A 14,092-nucleotide genomic window follows, 5' to 3' on the forward strand; every position below is an offset into this window, starting at 1 on the left:
GGCCCGGACAACATCCGGGCCACCACTGTCGTCCCGTACGGCGGTCAGGCCCCCTGCGTGTCGTCGCGGTACACCCGGCCCCCCTTCATCACGAAGCACACCCGCCCCGCGACGGACAGGTCGGCGAGCGGGTCGCCCGGGACGGCGATGACGTCGGCGAGCAGGCCCGGGCCCAGACGGCCCCGGTCGTCGGCGCCGATCAGTTCGGCGGCGACCGTGGTGGCCGCGCGCAGGGCCTGGAGCGGCCGCATGCCCCGGTCGACGAGGGCGAGCAGTTCCAGGGCGCCCTTGCCGTGCGGGATGGCGGGCGCGTCGGTGCCGAAGGCCACCTTGACCCCGCGCCGGATCGCGCGGGCGGTGGACTCACGGGCGCGAGGGAAGACCTCGGCGGCCTTCGCGCGGAGTTCCGGGTCCGCGTGCTCGGTGTTCATGCCCTCGGTGAGATACGTGGTGGCCACCAGGAAGGTGCCGCGCTCCACCATCAGGTCGAGGGTGGCGTCGCTCGCGAGGAAGCCGTGCTCGATGCAGTCGATGCCGGCCTCCACGGCGGCCCGGATCGCCGCGTCCCCCATGCAGTGGGCGGCGACCCTGAGGCCCGCCCGGTGTGCCTCGTCGACGGCGGCGCGCAGTTCCTCGTCCGAGTACTGCTGCGCGCCCGCCGGGCCGGTGTGTGACATGACACCGTTGGAGGCGCAGACCTTGATGACCTTCGCCCCGTACTTGATCTGGTACCGGACCGCCTTGCGCACCTCCGCCACGCCGTTGGCGATGCCCTCCTCCACGGTGAGGGGCAGCACGCCGGGTGCGAAGGCCTGGAACATGGTCGGGTCGAGGTGCCCGCCGGTCGGGGCGATCGCGTGCCCGGCGGGCACCACGCGCGGTCCGTCCACCCACCCGAGGTCGATCGCCTTCTTCAGGGCGACGTCCAGGAGCACGCCCCCGGTCTGCACGAAGAGACCGAGGTTGCGTACGGTCGTGTACCCGCGGTGAAGGGTGCGGCGGGCGTTGGCGACCGCCCGCAGGGTGCGCAGCGCCGGGTCCTCCTGGACCGGGATCAGCGGGCTGCGGTGGTCGGGGCCGCCGAGGAAGAGGTTGACCTCCATGTCCATCAGGCCCGGCATGAGGGTGACGTCCCCCAGTTCGTGGACGACCGTACCCTCGGGCAGCCTCTCCGGCTGTATCTCGGCGATGTGCTCGCCGACCACCAGCATCTCACCCGGCTCGACCAGTTCGCCCTTGTCGACGTCGAGGAGCCGGGCCGCCCGCAGGAGCACGGGCGGCCGTGGCTCCGTCTCCCGGCCCGCCATCACACGGCGGGTTCGACGACGGCGTGGATGCCGGCGGGACCGCTGTCCGGGACCCTCGGCTGGCCCCACGCCTCCACCGGGAAGGCGACGGTCACCAGCGAGCAGAACGCCCACAGCAGGTTCCGGTCCTGCTCACCGATACCCTCTATACCGACCTGCTCCAGATACACGGTGCCCTTCTGCAGCAGCGGGAACGCCACGTCGTAGAAGGCCTGCAACTCCTCCATGGTGCTGGCGACGCGCTTGGCGTAGCGGGCGCGCTCGCCGTGGATCGCCCAGTCCGCGAACGGCTCCAGCTCGTGGAACCCGGCGGGAAAGACCGTGGTCATCTGAGTCCTTTCGTGAATGCCTCCGGCTTCAGCCGGGGGAGGAAACGAGACCCCTTGCGGAGCAGGGCAAGGAGCTGGGATTGGCCGCCAAGGCGGATCCAGGTGCTCTGACCGGCAGGTTTGATCCTCACCTGTAGCCAGGCTAGTTTGTGAGCATGGCCGCGAGCCCTGTGAAGCGTGCGTTCAAGTACCGCTTCCATCCGACCGATGCGCAGGCGGCCGAGCTGTCGCGCACGTTCGGGTGCGTGCGGAAGGTCTACAACCTGGCGCTGGCGGCCCGTACCGAGGCGTGGACGCGGCAGGAGAGGGTCAACTACAACGCCACCTCGGCCATGCTGACGGCGTGGAAGAAGACCGGGGAGCTGGCGTTCCTCAACGAAGTCTCCTCGGTGCCGTTGCAGCAGACACTGCGGCATCTGCAGACCGCGTTCACCCACTTCTTCGCCAAGCGGGCGAAGTACCCGCGCTTCAAGTCGCGGAAGAAGTCGCGCAGGTCCGCCGAGTACACCACCAGCGGTTTCCGCTTCCGGAACGGCGCGCTGACCCTGGCGAAGATGACGGACCCGCTGGAGATCGTGTGGTCCCGGCCGCTGCCCGAAGGAGCACAGCCGTCCACCGTGACCGTCTCGCAGGACACAGCTGGACGCTGGTTCGTCTCCATGCTCTGCGACGACCCCACCGTCGGGCCGCTTCCCGCCATCGACACGGCGGTCGGAGTCGACGTCGGCCTGGACCACCTCCTGACCCTCTCCACCGGGGAGAAGATCGCCAATCCCCGACACGAGCGCCGTGACCGCGGCCGTCTCGCCAAGGCCCAGCGGGAGCTGTCCCGCAAGGCCAAGGGAGACGGCGCCAACCGTCGTAAAGCCCGGTGCAAGGTCGCCAAGATCCACGCCCGGATCGCCGACCGGCGCCGGGACATGCTCCACAAGATCACCACCCGACTCGTGCGTGAGAACCAAACGCTCGTGATCGAGGACCTGACCGTGCGCAACATGGTCAGGAACCACATGCTCGCCCGGGCGATCTCGGACGCGAGCTGGAGCGAGTTCCGCTCCATGCTGGAGTACAAGGCCGCCTGGTATGGGCGGGAAGTGATCGCGGTGGACCGCTTCTTCCCCTCCTCCAGACTGTGCTCCGCATGCGGCACCCTGAAGGACAAGATGCCGCTCAACGTCCGTACGTGGACGTGTGACGGCTGCGGCACGACCCATGACCGGGACGTGAACGCGGCGAACAACCTTCTGGCCGCCGGGCTGGCGGTGACAGTCTGTGGAGCCGGTGTAAGACCTCAACGGAGAACTCCGGGCGGGCAGTCGGCGACGAAGCAGAAAGCCCCACGGCGCGAGCCGTAGGAATCCCCCTCGTTCACGAGGGGGAGAAAGTCAACTCTGCACTCTCCCTGTCTGCTTCTGCTCGATGGACGTCTCAGGACGCGGGGGCCGGTGCCGCCGGCTGCTCGTGGGCGCGCACGAACCGCTGTGCGGTGGCGTGCAGATGGCGCAGCAGGACCTCCTGGTCGCACAGCGGGAACCCGTCCACGGTGCGCGACTCCAGCATGGTCTGGGTGGCCTCCAGGGTGTTGCCGTCCTGCAGGCCGTACTCCTTGAAGGACACCACCGCGAGTTCCTGCTGGAGCCGTTGGAAGGCGTTCTCGGGCGGGACGAAGTAGCAGGTGCCCTCGAAGATGTGGGTGTTGTGGGACGTCGGCCAGTAGTGGTAGGTCAGCACCCAGTTCGGCCGCCAGAGGAGCAGCATGAAGTTGGGGAAGAAGACGAACGAGTCCATGCCCCAGACCTTGCTGCGGGTGGGGTTGATCGCCGGGGGCAGCTGCTCGGTGGTCAGGCCGATGTCGGGAGCCTCCCAGGGCCCGAACAGGCCACTGCGCAGGGCCCGTTCGACGGGTTTGACCATCGCCCGCTCCTTCGGCGGAGCGATGCCGCCCCAGGAGGAGACCATGCTGTGCGGGCCGTCGATGTCGTACGACAGCGCCTCGTAGCCGTACTTCTTGATCTTGGCGGCCTCTTCGGAGACGTACTGGCCGGAGTGCAGGATCGGCGCGTGGTAGAACTCGGCGAACGCGTCGATGAACAGCTTCCAGTTGCTGCCGATCTCGGCACGGTACTTGTGCACCTGGGTGAGCTTGTGGAAGGGGTAGCCCTCGATGCCGTGGGCGAACCGGCCGAGGTAGTCCCGTAGTGGAGTGGTGTTGTCGGGGTCGAGATTGACGAAGACGAACCCTTCCCAGACCTCGGTCTGCACGGCCAGCAGCCCGTACTTCGACTTGTCGACGTCGAAGAACTCCGACTCCTGCTGGACGAAGGCGAGTTTGCCCTCCAGGTCGTAGCGCCAGGCGTGGTACTTGCAGGTGAAGGCACGGCAGGTGCCCTTGGTCTCCTCGCGGGGATAGTCGTCCCACACCAGCTTGTTGCCGCGGTGGCGGCAGATGTTGTGGAAGGCGCGCACCACGTCGTCGGTGCCGCGCACCACGACGACGGAGGCGCGGGCCGCGTCCAGCTCCTTGGTGAAGTAACTGCCCTTGCGGGGCAGTTGTTCGACCCGCCCGACGTTCAGCCAGGTCCGCCGGAAGATGGCGTCCCGCTCCCGTTCGTAGAACTCCGGTGAGATCGAGTCCGCGTAGGAGACCGGCTCCGTACCGATCTTGAAGTGCTCGGTCCAGCTGCCCTCGGCGGGCTTCGGGAAGTGCGCCATCAGTGGGAACCTCCGATCGGTTGACAGCCCCACGATAACAATCGTCTCTGATTTGGAGAATAGCGTTTCCGTATTCTGCATATGGAACCTATGGTCGGGTCATCGGTCCCGTGCTTCCCACGAGTGGAGGACGCCCTTGACGACACGCCACGACCACTGGATCGACGGCCGTCCCGAGCCGCCGGCGGGCGGCACCCGGCTGGCGACGCTCGATCCGGCTGCCCGGCTGCCCGGCGACGAGATCGCGGCCGGGGACGCGGCCGACATCGGACGTGCCGTCGCCGCGGCGGAACGGGCCCGGCACGGCTGGGCCGCCCGCTCCCCCACCGAGCGCGGAGCGGTCCTGCATCGCATCGCGGACGCGATCGAGGCCGACGCCGGCACCCTGATGCGGCTGGAGCGGGAATGCACCGGGAAGGTCCCCGCGCAGCTGCGGCTGGAGACGGACATGTCGGCGGCCTACTTCCGCTACTACGCGGGGGTGGTACGGGCCGCCGGCCACGGGCAGGTCATCGAGCAGGGGGCGGGCGTCCACACGTACACGCGCTACGAGCCGTACGGCGTGGTCGGCGTGATCACCCCCTGGAACCTGCCCCTCAACCAGGCCTGCCGGACCCTGGCCCCCGCCCTCGCGATGGGCACCGTGGTGGTGGTGTGGAGCGGCGACCTGGCGCGCGGGCTGCGGCTCGCCGAGCGGATCGAAGCGGGGCAGGTGTCGGTGAACGGCGGCCCGCTCACCATCGAGACGCCGTTCGGCGGCTACCGGAACAGCGGCCACGGCCGGGAGAAGGGCCTGGCGGCACTGTACGAGTACGCACAGCTCAAGACCGTCAGCGCGAGCCTCGGCCGACCACGGAGGGGATGACTCATGTACGACGAAGCAGCGCAGCGGGCCGCACGGACGGTGCGCCGTGAGGTGATCGGCGACGACGGCACGGCCGCCGCGGACACCCTGCCGGACGGGTACCAGGACTTCGTCACGGCGACGGCCTGGGGTGTCTGGGCCCGTGGCGGGCCGCTGAGCAGGCGCGACCGCAGTCTGCTGGTGCTGGCGATGACGGCCGCGACGGGCCGGATGGGTGCCTTCCGCATCCACTTGGAGGCAGCCCCACGCGCCGGTGTCACCGACGCCGAGATCGACGAACTCCTCTTCCAGCTGACCGCCTACTGCGGCGCGCCGGCCGGGAACGAGGCGTCGGCGGTCCTCCGCCAGGTACGGGCCGCCCGGGAAGCGGTATGAGCGGGACCCGGGCGGTGGGCTTCATCGGGCTGGGCAACATGGGCGGGGCGCTGGCGACGAACCTGGTGCGCGGCGGCTTCGAGGTGGTGGCCTACGACGCCGCCGGTCCGGCCCGCACCCCCGACGGCGCCCGCTGGGCACCGAACCCGGCGGAGGTGGCCCGAGCCGTCGGCACGGTGGTGCTGAGCCTGCCGGACGGCACGGTCTGCGGGAACGTCGTGGGTGACCTCCTCGCCACGAGGGACCGGCGGGTCACCCACGTCGTGGACACCTCCACCGTGGGAGTGGCGGCAGCCCGTCAACTGGCCGCCACCGGGATGGCGTACGTCGACGCGCCCGTGTCGGGCGGAGTCGCGGGGGCACGGAAACGCACCTTGATGGTCATGTACGCCGGCTCCGACGAGGACTGCGCGCACGTCGAACCGGTGCTCGCGGGGCTGAGCGACCGCAGACGCAGGGTCGGTGACCGTCCGGGGCAGGCGCAGGCGTTGAAGCTCGCCAACAACTTCCTGTCCGCGAGCGCGCTCGCGGCGGCCAGCGAGGCCGTGGCCTTCGCGCGGGCCGCCGGACTGGACATGGGTGTGCTGCTGGACGTGCTCAACGCGTCCAGCGGTCGCAGCGGGGCCACGATCGACAAATTCCCGCAGGAGGTGCTGACCGGTCGCTACGCCTCGGGGTTCAGCAACTCGCTGATGGCCAAGGACCTGCGGCTGTATCTGCGCGAGGTGGACGAGACGGACACGCCCGCGGCGCTCGCCGCCGTCACGGAGGCGGTGTGGGAGGCGTTCGCCACGGCCGAGCCGGACGTCGACTTCACCCGCATCTATCCGTTCGTCAGCGGCAGTTGAGGCTCCGGGACGCTGTCGGTGCCGAGCAGCACGGACAGCGCCTCGCGCACGATCCGGGGGTAGCGCTCGGCGTCCTGGTCGACGAGCCACAGCTGGTGGACGCCTTCGATGAGGGCCAAGACAGCGGCCGCGGCGGTCCGCGGGTCCAGTCCGCTGGGCAGCCGCTCTCCGTATCGCTCGATCAGATGGGCGGTGAGATGCTCCTGGAGGGACCGGCTGCGTTCGCGGACGTAGCCGCAGGCCGGTTCCTGGCCGGTGACCGCCTCGGCGAGGACCACGGTCTGCACGGTGGCGAGCGAGGGATGGTGCACTTCGAAGGCCACGGCCTCGGCGAAGTCGCCGGCCCAGTCCTCGCCGAGCCTGCGTCCTGCGAGGTGCTCCCGGGCGAGCTCCTCGCGGAAGGCGAGGAGGTCGAGGAGCAGCCGCTTCTTGCTCGGGAAGTAGTGCAGCACGCCCTGCCGGGTGAGGCCGGCGCGCTCGGCCACCGCGTCGATCGAGGTGCCCTTGAACCCGCGTTCGGCGAAGACCTCCAGGGCCGCTTCCAGGATCTGCTGACGCCTCGCGGACACCACGTGGGGCCCCTTCCGCCGTTGGAGAGGTGCCCGCCCACACTATGTAGGGGCGCCTCGGCAGGGCGAGAGGGCGTACTGGATTGGCCTCATTTCCCCATCGCGGCCAGGGCGGCGAGCGCGGCCCCGCGGAGTGCCGACGCCGTGTCGGCACCGGCCGTGTCCGCGATGTCGGCGAACAGCCGGACGTCCTTGGCGAGCAGTCCCCCCGCGTGGGCGGCGATGCGATCGAGGGTACCGCCCGAGTCGGCCACCCGGTCCAGTGCGAAACTGCGTGCGCTCCCGCGGGGCAGGACCCGGGACAGCTCGGCCCGGTCCAGGCCGAGGGCGGCACCCACCCCGAGCGCGTCGGCGGCGAGCCCCAACTGGGCGGTGAACAGCACGTTGTTGAGGATCTTCGCGAGTTGTCCGGAGCCGGTGGGCCCGAGGTGGACCACGGGGTCGCCGTACGTCTCGAACACCGGCCGGCAGTAGGCGAAGACCTGGGGGTCGCCGCCCGCCATGACGAGCAGGATGCCCTGTTCGGCGGCCCGGCCGCCCCCGCTGACCGGTGCGTCGAGGAGGGAGACACCGGAGGCCCGGGCCACCGCCGCCAACCGGCGGCAGGTGTCGGGGTGCACGGTGGAGTGGACGGCGATCACCCCGCCCCGGCGCAGCCCGGCGAGGACGCCGTCCGGGCCGGTGACCACCTGCTCGACGTCGGCGTCGTCGACGACGCACAGGCACACCAGGTCGCTCGCGGCGGCCAGTTCGGCGGGCGAGCCTGCCGTCCTGGCACCGCTGTCGGCGAACGGGGCGAGCGTGGCGGGCCTGCGGGCCCACAGGGTCGTCTCGTGTCCCGCCCCGGCGATCCGCCGGGCCATGGGCCCACCCTGGCTGCCCAGTCCGATGAAGCCCACACGCATGGGTGCCCTCCTCACGTCAGGTCGTCTTCCCCGGGCGCCAGAACAGCGCCAGCAGTCCGGCGGTGGCCACCACGCCCACCGCGAGCACGACACCGCCCCCCGTCCATCCGGTCACCGTGATGTCCGCCGCCGTGTCCAGTGCGTATCTGCCCGGTCCCCAGGCGCCGAGTGCGACCGCGAGCGTGCCGAGGACGAGGACGTACTCGTAGCCCTCCTTGAACACGAAGAAGCCGTGCGGCCGGTGGGCGAGGAGTCCGGCGACCAGCGTCACCGACAGTACGGCCGCGCAGGCGAGCGGGGTCAGCAGGCCCAGCGCGAGCAGGCCGCCCGCCCCGAGTTCGGTGAGCACGCTCAGCCAGGCCTGCAGCCGGGGCCGGGTCAGGCCGAGGCCGCCGAACCAGCCCGCGGTGCCGTCGATCCCGCCCGGGCCGCGCCAGTGGTTCCAGCCGTGCGCGACCATGACCGCGCCCAGCACGAGCCGTACGGCGAGCAGTGCCGCGTCCGGGGCCTCACCCATCCCGGTGCCGCCTCTCCACGGGCAGCGCCCGGACGCCGAGCGCGCACTCCTCCACGAAGGCGAGGACGTGCAGGTGGTAGGCGGGGGCGGTGCGGCCGACACTGGTGTTGTGACCGGCGCCCGCCTGCTCGTGCACGACGACGCGGGGCGATCCGGTGAACATGGAGGCGAGGTCCGCGAGTCCTTCGGGGCCGTTGGCCCACACCTGCTCGTGCTCGGCGAGGGTGATGTGGACGGGCACCGGCACCTGCGCGGACAGCCTGGCGAATTCCTGCTGCCAGTTCTCCCGGTGCCCCTCGTAGGCGGGCGAGGCGGAGCCGATGTGCCGGCCGCCGTACACGTCGGGCGGGTAGGCGTGCGGTGGATCCCACAGCGCCCGGCGGAGGTTGGGCCGGGTGCGCGTCGGATCGCGCCGCCACTCCTCCATCGCCAGCACCGAACGGGGGTGGTGGACACGCCCCATCCCGGCCAGCTCCACGCCCAGCAGATCGGCGCCCCGCCGGTCGCTCGCCATGCGTACGGTGAGTTCGCAGCCCGCCGAGTGCGCCCAGAGGAACACGCCGTGGCCGCGCTCCTGGCCGTCCAGCAGCGCGGCCACGGCCTCGTAGGCGAAGTCGGTGCGCTGCTCGGGAGTACCCATCCGGTCCTCGTGCCCGGCCGAACTGCCGTAGCCGGGGCGGTCCAGGGCCAGGACGGTGAAGCCCGCGGCAGCCGCGGTGCGCAGGAGAGAGAGGCGGGGGTGGCCCGGATGGTCGAAGTAGGCGGAGGTGGTGGCGCCCCCGTGCAGGGCCACGATCACGGCCTGCGGGCGTGGCACCTCGGCCAGCAGCCCGGAGGCGGGGACTCCGTGGACGTCGGCCACCAGCCGCCGTACCGCATGGGTGAGTTCGGGTTCGAGCGAGGTCATTCGACCGTCCTGGAGGTCATCCGTCCGTCCTGAGCAGGAGTACGCCGCTGGGGGTGAGCCCGCCGCTGGAGACCACCGCGGTACGCGCGCCGGCCACTTGGCGGGTGTCGGCCTCGCCGCGCAGCTGGAGCACCGCCTCGTGCACCAGGCCCATGCCGTGGGTGCGGCCGTGCGAGAGCTGGCCGCCGTGCGGGTTGAGAGGCAGTACCCCGTCGCGGGCGATGTTCTTGCCGCCGTCCAGGAAGTCCCGGGCCTCACCGATGCCGCAGAAGCCGAGCGCCTCGATCCAGGACAGGCAGTTGAAGGTGAATCCGTCGTAGAGGAGGGCCACGTCCACGTCGGCGGGGCGCAGGTCGGTACGGGTCCACAGGTGGGCGGCCTGACCGAGCACCTGCGGTTCGTGGGTGAGGGTGGACTGGTCCCACTCCGGGCGTTCGAGGATCTGGGTCCCGACCGCCTCGAAGCGGACCGGGGGCTTGGGAAGGTCGGATGCCGTCTCGGCGGCGGAGACGACGACGGCCGTCGCGGCGTCGCAGGGGACGTCGCAGTCGTACAGGCCGAAGGGGGTGGTGACGGTGCGTGCGGAGAGGTAGTCGTCCATGGTGAGCGGGTCGCGGTAGATCGCGTCCGGGTGGCGGGCGGCGTTGGCGCGCTGGTTGAGGGCGATCCAGCCGAGGGTCTCGCGGGTGGTGCCGTAGCGGTGCATGTGCCGCTGGGCGTTCATCGCGAGCATCGTCGCCGGGGAGACGGCACCGAACGGCTTGAACCAGCCCTCGGGACCCGCGGGTTGAGCTGCCCGGATGCTGCCCTGCTTCAGCAGTTCGGCATACGTCGACTCCCAGACCGTACGGAAGCACAGCACGTGCCGCACCAGCCCGCTCGCGACCGCCAGCATCGCGGCGATCAGCGAACCGCCGGGGCCGAAGGTCTCCCCCGCGCCGTTGTGCCAGACCGGGTGGATGCCGAGCGCCGACTCCAGTGCCGTGATCCCGCCCTCGGCGAAGCCGCCGTAGGCGCCGCCGCCCGGGTAGGTGGCGAGGCCGTCGATGTCGTCGAAGGTGAGGCCGGCGTCGGCAACGGCCTTCTCGCAGGCTTCCACGGTGAGTTCGAGGGGCGGGGCCATGAGGCGGCGGCCGATCCGGGAGGCTCCGGCGCCGCTGATCACCGCGCGCTCCTCGAACCGGCGGGGGACGGGGGCCGTACGGACGTGTTCCCGCATGCGCTCGGGTGAGGGTTCGTCGGTGGGCAGCGGTGCGGGCGGGGGCTGCTCGGCGCACGGCCGGAACAGCGGCAGCCAGACGTCCGCCACCTGCTCGAACACGGCCTCCATGCGCATGCCGAGGCGCAGTTCCTCCGGTGTGCAGCCGACGACATTGGTGGTCAGCCGGACCCGTGGGTCCTCCTCGATCGCCACCTGGGCGACGAGGAACGGGGTGGGCAGGCCGGGGAAGGGGAAGCGGTGGTTGACCGTGAAACCGATGAGCGTGGCGCGGCCCGAGACCTCGCGGAGGCCGTCGGCGCGGCCCCGGCAGTACCGGCAGACGGGCTGCGGCGGGTGGATCAGGGACGAGCAGGAGCCGCAGGTACGGAAGCGGAGCCGTCCGTCGCGGCCGGACGTCCAGAAGAACTCGGTCTCCGGGGCGGTCACGGGCCGGGGGCGGGCGGCTCCGGGCTTCTCGTCGGGCGTGCTCAACGGAGCTTCGCCTCCGCCTTGCGTATCGTCACCGGTTCCGCCAACCCCTGCTCGTCACAGGCGCGTTGGAGGGTCTCCAGGGTCTCCGCCAGGCCGGGGCCGAGCCGGCGGCCCGGGGTGAAGGCGGCGGGAAGGTGGCGCATGCCCTGGATGACGCCGATGGTCTCGTAGTGGACCGTGCCCTCGGGATCGCAGACGAAGTCCGGGACGCGGTCGAGGACATGGAGCAGCATCCGCTTGAAGACCGCACGGGCCACGTTGGAACCGATGCAGCGGTGGATGCCGAGGCCGAAGGCGGTGTGCCGGTTGCCGCCGCGGGCGAGGTCGACGGTGTCGGGGTCGGCGAAGACCGCCGGGTCGCGGTTGGCCATCGCCCAGGACAGCCAGAGCCGGTCGCCCTCCCTGAACTGCTTGCCCGAGATCTCGCAGTCCTCGGCGACCGTACGGCCGTCCCCGGGCGCCGGGGTGAAGTAGCGCAGGAACTCCTCGGTGGCCGTGTCGAGGAGGGTGTCCCGCTCGCGGCTGAGGCGCTCCCGCTCCTCCGGGTGCTCGGAGAGCCACTCCAGGGCGTGTGCGGTCAGGGCGGTCGTGGTGTCGAAGCCACCGCCGATGAGCAGGGCGAGGGCGCCGACCAGGTCCGCCTCCGCCGGAGCCTCGCCGTCGAACTCCATGCGGACGAGGGCGTCGACGAGGCCGGGGCGTGGGTTCGCCCGGACCTCCTGGAGGGTGGCGCCGATGTCCTTGAGCATCGCCATGTGGGCCTGCACCACCCTGGCCATCTCCGGGGAGTTGGGCGGGGTGTAGACACCGGCGTGCGCGGGTTCGTTGTACAGCTCCCACTTCTTCAGCGGGATGCCCATCATGGCGAGCGTGAAGACGGCGGGGACGATGTTGGCGAGGTCGTCGACGAAGTCGATACGGCCGCTCTCGATCCGTTCGTCGAGGCAGGCCCGGGTCACCTCGTCGATGAAGGGGATCCAGCGCTTGATCGCCGCCGGGGAGAGATAGGGGTTGAGGGCGCCCCGGTAGGCGCGCTGCTCGGGCGGGTCCATCTCCAGGAAGCCGCCGCGCAGCCCCCTGCCGCGGGGCGGCGGCGGGATGCTGATGCCCTGGTAGCCGCGGCGCTCGCCGTGCACGTCGTGGTCGTTGGAGAGCTTCTCGCCGGCCCGGGCGAAGGCGAGCAGTTCGCGGTTGCCGGCGGCGACCCAGTGGCCGCCGTAGGTGTCGGACCAGGCCAGCGGGCAGCCGGTGTGGAACTCCTGGGTCTTCTCCTCGAAGTGGTGCCGGTACTCGGGGGCGTGCCGGTCGAAGTGGACCCGGGGCTGTTTGCGGGCCTCGTCTCCGGTGTCGTCCGGTGCGGTCGTCATGGGGTGGCTTCCTCTCGGTCCGCCGGGTGCGGCTCAGAACACGCTGATGGCGCGTTCGGGGCAGGAGCGGACGGCCTCGACCACCGCGTCCTCCTGGTCGGCGGGGACGTCCTCGGTGACCGGTGAGGAATGCCCGTCGATCTCGCTCAGGTCGAAGACCTTCGGCGCCCGCATGGCGCACAGGGTGTGGCCCTGGCAGCGCTCGGGGTCGACACGTACCTTCACGTGACTCATCTCCGGTTTCATTTCAGGTCGGCCATCGACTTGCCGACGCTCGCGAGCGTGGCCGGCTTGCCGTAGTCGGCCTGGTACTTGTAGACGGGGGCGTCACAGCGGTAGGCGCCCTGGTCCGGGGCGAAGTCGGCCGCCTGCCAGCCCTTGCTGGTCGCCTCGACGATGGAGTAGCACTTGGTCGGCTGCTTCGAGGTGAGGTCGAAGGGGGCCTGCAGGCCGCCCGCCGTCCAGTCGGTGTTCTTCACCGCGTTGCCGTACACGCAGGTGCGGGTGAGGGTGGCGCAGTCGCGGGCCGCCGTGGCGAACAGCAGCCAGGCGGAGAAGGCGCGCAGGGCCGGGTAGGTGACCTGCTTGTCCGGCGCGTACTTCTTGTAGAGGTCGATGACCTGCTGGGTGGCGGGGTTCGAAGCGGCGCTCTCCAGCGGGGCGGTGGCGAACAGTTCGGCGTAGTTGTGCTGCTTGGCCAGGGCGGTGCCGGCGAGTTGGAGGAAGGCCGGGCCGTAGGCGTTGCTGTTGGCGTCGATCCAGTCCGGTGTGTAGCCGATGTCGGTGAGGGCTTGTTCCAGTTTGGCCAGGGAGGCGAAGTCACCGAGGAACACCAGGCCCTTGACGCCCTTGTTCTTGATCGACTGGGCGTACGGCGTCCAGTCGGAGACCCCGGCCGCGGGGTAGAGGTCGCTGTACGAGACGGTTCCGCCGAGGCCGGCCACGGCCTCCTTGAACTGGGCGGCCATCACCTTGGTGACGGGCGAGTCACCGGCGATGATGCCGACCTTCTTCGCCGAGTCCGGGTACTTGTCCTTCAGCAGCCACGTGTAGTAGCCGGCGTACTGGAAGTACCCGGCGACGGGCTGGGAGGCCATCACCTGGAGGTCGGAGCCGATGGCGCCGATCTGGCTGGACTGGCCGGGGAAGTTGGGCAGCAGGCACTTGAGGCGGTCCTGCACGCCGAGGCTGTCCAGCGCGGAGCCGCCGCCGACGAGCGCGAAGTCCGCCTTGCACGCCTCCAGGACACCCTGGCGGACCTCGGTCAGCTTGGTGTCGCGGGTGACGGGGACGAGCTTGCGGCCGTTGATGCCGCCCGCGTCGTTGCACCAGGAGGTGAACACCTTGGCGGCGTCCACGAACTCGGAGTTCTTGGTGAAGCCGACGTCGGACATCACGCCCACCTGGATCTGGTCGGCGGTGACGCCCTGGGAGGTGGAGGACTTGGCGGTGCCGGGACCGCACACGTCCTTCAGCGTGCCGAAGTCGGCGCTGGATGAACCCGATCCGCTCGCGGTGGGGCTCGCGTCGTGTGCGGCGTCGGAGCCGGTGGTGTCGTCGGAGCGCGTGGAACAGCCGGCCAGCAGCACCGCGGTCACGGTGACCGCGCCGATCAGCAGCCTGCGCATGGTGCCTCCTCGAAGGGCTCGGACGGCGTCGTCCGAGGGGGTGAGAGCCTGTGCCATACGCCCGGCCGGG

The 14,092-nt window shown here is 70.8% G+C and carries 15 protein-coding genes; 4 read left to right on the top strand and 11 right to left on the bottom strand.

The features are described 5' to 3' along the window. Positions 1–44 precede the first annotated feature (44 nt). On the bottom strand, positions 45–1,274 hold the full coding sequence (locus ACFWPQ_RS00005; protein ID WP_384028215.1) for an amidohydrolase family protein: 1,230 nt from the start codon (positions 1,272–1,274) through the stop codon (positions 45–47). Positions 1,275–1,306: 32 nt separating this feature from the next. Beyond that, positions 1,307–1,636: a hypothetical protein gene (locus tag ACFWPQ_RS00010; RefSeq protein ID WP_384028217.1), complete on the bottom strand. Its 330-nt coding sequence runs from the start codon at positions 1,634–1,636 to the stop codon at positions 1,307–1,309. A 155-nt stretch (positions 1,637–1,791) separates the two neighbouring features. Here ACFWPQ_RS00010 and ACFWPQ_RS00015 point away from each other — a divergent pair, with 155 nt between their 5' ends. After that, positions 1,792–2,991, top strand: coding sequence for an RNA-guided endonuclease InsQ/TnpB family protein (locus ACFWPQ_RS00015; protein WP_384028219.1), 1,200 nt, complete (start codon positions 1,792–1,794; stop codon positions 2,989–2,991). Positions 2,992–3,064: 73 nt separating this feature from the next. On the opposite strand, the gene ACFWPQ_RS00020 is transcribed toward ACFWPQ_RS00015, so the two are convergent. Continuing rightward, positions 3,065–4,348, bottom strand: a complete 1,284-nt coding sequence (locus tag ACFWPQ_RS00020) for an aromatic ring-hydroxylating dioxygenase subunit alpha (protein WP_384028221.1) — start codon at positions 4,346–4,348, stop codon at positions 3,065–3,067. A gap of 136 nt (positions 4,349–4,484) precedes the next feature. Between ACFWPQ_RS00020 and ACFWPQ_RS00025 the strand changes: the two genes are divergently transcribed. Genes ACFWPQ_RS00025 through ACFWPQ_RS00035 form a run of 3 tightly spaced genes read left to right on the top strand, consistent with a single transcriptional unit; the run spans position 4,485 to position 6,436 of the window. Continuing rightward, the gene (locus tag ACFWPQ_RS00025) at positions 4,485–5,213 is read left to right on the top strand and encodes an aldehyde dehydrogenase family protein (RefSeq protein WP_384028223.1); all 729 of its coding nucleotides are present in this window, start codon (positions 4,485–4,487) and stop codon (positions 5,211–5,213) included. A gap of 3 nt (positions 5,214–5,216) precedes the next feature. After that, positions 5,217–5,588 carry a carboxymuconolactone decarboxylase family protein gene (locus ACFWPQ_RS00030; protein ID WP_384028225.1) on the top strand — a complete coding sequence of 124 codons (372 nt, stop codon included), beginning with the start codon at positions 5,217–5,219 and terminating at the stop codon, positions 5,586–5,588. After that, entirely contained in the window at positions 5,585–6,436 is an 852-nt protein-coding gene (locus ACFWPQ_RS00035; protein ID WP_384028227.1) for an NAD(P)-dependent oxidoreductase, read from the top strand. Before ACFWPQ_RS00030 ends, ACFWPQ_RS00035 begins: the two co-directional genes overlap by 4 nt. On the opposite strand, the gene ACFWPQ_RS00040 is transcribed toward ACFWPQ_RS00035, so the two are convergent. The 8 genes from ACFWPQ_RS00040 to ACFWPQ_RS00075 all read right to left on the bottom strand — a co-directional run bounded on the left by ACFWPQ_RS00040 (position 6,412) and on the right by ACFWPQ_RS00075 (position 14,022). Next, positions 6,412–7,005, bottom strand: a complete 594-nt coding sequence (locus ACFWPQ_RS00040) for a TetR/AcrR family transcriptional regulator (protein WP_383717378.1) — start codon at positions 7,003–7,005, stop codon at positions 6,412–6,414. The two genes, ACFWPQ_RS00035 and ACFWPQ_RS00040, sit on opposite strands and share 25 nt — an antisense overlap. A gap of 89 nt (positions 7,006–7,094) precedes the next feature. Beyond that, positions 7,095–7,910: an NAD(P)-dependent oxidoreductase gene (locus ACFWPQ_RS00045; protein WP_384028229.1), complete on the bottom strand. Its 816-nt coding sequence runs from the start codon at positions 7,908–7,910 to the stop codon at positions 7,095–7,097. Between the two features lie 16 nt (positions 7,911–7,926). Continuing rightward, positions 7,927–8,427, bottom strand: a complete 501-nt coding sequence (locus ACFWPQ_RS00050) for a DoxX family protein (RefSeq protein ID WP_361282372.1) — start codon at positions 8,425–8,427, stop codon at positions 7,927–7,929. After that, positions 8,420–9,334, bottom strand: a complete 915-nt coding sequence (locus ACFWPQ_RS00055; RefSeq protein WP_384028232.1) for an alpha/beta hydrolase — start codon at positions 9,332–9,334, stop codon at positions 8,420–8,422. Before ACFWPQ_RS00055 ends, ACFWPQ_RS00050 begins: the two co-directional genes overlap by 8 nt. A gap of 16 nt (positions 9,335–9,350) precedes the next feature. Then, positions 9,351–11,027, bottom strand: a complete 1,677-nt coding sequence (locus ACFWPQ_RS00060; RefSeq protein WP_384028234.1) for an OB-fold domain-containing protein — start codon at positions 11,025–11,027, stop codon at positions 9,351–9,353. Further along, positions 11,024–12,394, bottom strand: coding sequence for a cytochrome P450 (locus ACFWPQ_RS00065; RefSeq protein ID WP_384028236.1), 1,371 nt, complete (start codon positions 12,392–12,394; stop codon positions 11,024–11,026). Before ACFWPQ_RS00065 ends, ACFWPQ_RS00060 begins: the two co-directional genes overlap by 4 nt. Before the next feature lie 33 nt (positions 12,395–12,427). Further along, complete coding sequence (locus ACFWPQ_RS00070) at positions 12,428–12,628, bottom strand: ferredoxin (RefSeq protein WP_384028238.1); 201 nt, start codon at positions 12,626–12,628, stop codon at positions 12,428–12,430. Between the two features lie 8 nt (positions 12,629–12,636). After that, positions 12,637–14,022, bottom strand: a complete 1,386-nt coding sequence (locus tag ACFWPQ_RS00075) for an ABC transporter substrate-binding protein (protein WP_384028240.1) — start codon at positions 14,020–14,022, stop codon at positions 12,637–12,639. Positions 14,023–14,092 lie beyond the last annotated feature (70 nt).

Source organism: Streptomyces sp. NPDC058464 (genome assembly GCF_042721035.1).
Taxonomy (GTDB): Bacteria; Actinomycetota; Actinomycetes; order Streptomycetales; family Streptomycetaceae; genus Streptomyces.

Bases quoted from the DNA above. Each gene is read 5' to 3' on its own strand.
- ACFWPQ_RS00045 (WP_384028229.1), bottom strand. From the start codon at position 7,910: ATGCGTGTGGGCTTCATCGGACTGGGCAGCCAGGGTGGGCCCATGGCC.
- ACFWPQ_RS00065 (WP_384028236.1), bottom strand. From the start codon at position 12,394: ATGACGACCGCACCGGACGACACCGGAGACGAGGCCCGCAAACAGCCC.
- ACFWPQ_RS00010 (WP_384028217.1), bottom strand. From the start codon at position 1,636: ATGACCACGGTCTTTCCCGCCGGGTTCCACGAGCTGGAGCCGTTCGCG.
- ACFWPQ_RS00030 (WP_384028225.1), top strand. From the start codon at position 5,217: ATGTACGACGAAGCAGCGCAGCGGGCCGCACGGACGGTGCGCCGTGAG.
- ACFWPQ_RS00050 (WP_361282372.1), bottom strand. From the start codon at position 8,427: ATGGGTGAGGCCCCGGACGCGGCACTGCTCGCCGTACGGCTCGTGCTG.
- ACFWPQ_RS00035 (WP_384028227.1), top strand. From the start codon at position 5,585: ATGAGCGGGACCCGGGCGGTGGGCTTCATCGGGCTGGGCAACATGGGC.
- ACFWPQ_RS00075 (WP_384028240.1), bottom strand. From the start codon at position 14,022: ATGCGCAGGCTGCTGATCGGCGCGGTCACCGTGACCGCGGTGCTGCTG.
- ACFWPQ_RS00015 (WP_384028219.1), top strand. From the start codon at position 1,792: ATGGCCGCGAGCCCTGTGAAGCGTGCGTTCAAGTACCGCTTCCATCCG.
- ACFWPQ_RS00055 (WP_384028232.1), bottom strand. From the start codon at position 9,334: ATGACCTCGCTCGAACCCGAACTCACCCATGCGGTACGGCGGCTGGTG.
- ACFWPQ_RS00020 (WP_384028221.1), bottom strand. From the start codon at position 4,348: ATGGCGCACTTCCCGAAGCCCGCCGAGGGCAGCTGGACCGAGCACTTC.
- ACFWPQ_RS00070 (WP_384028238.1), bottom strand. From the start codon at position 12,628: ATGAGTCACGTGAAGGTACGTGTCGACCCCGAGCGCTGCCAGGGCCAC.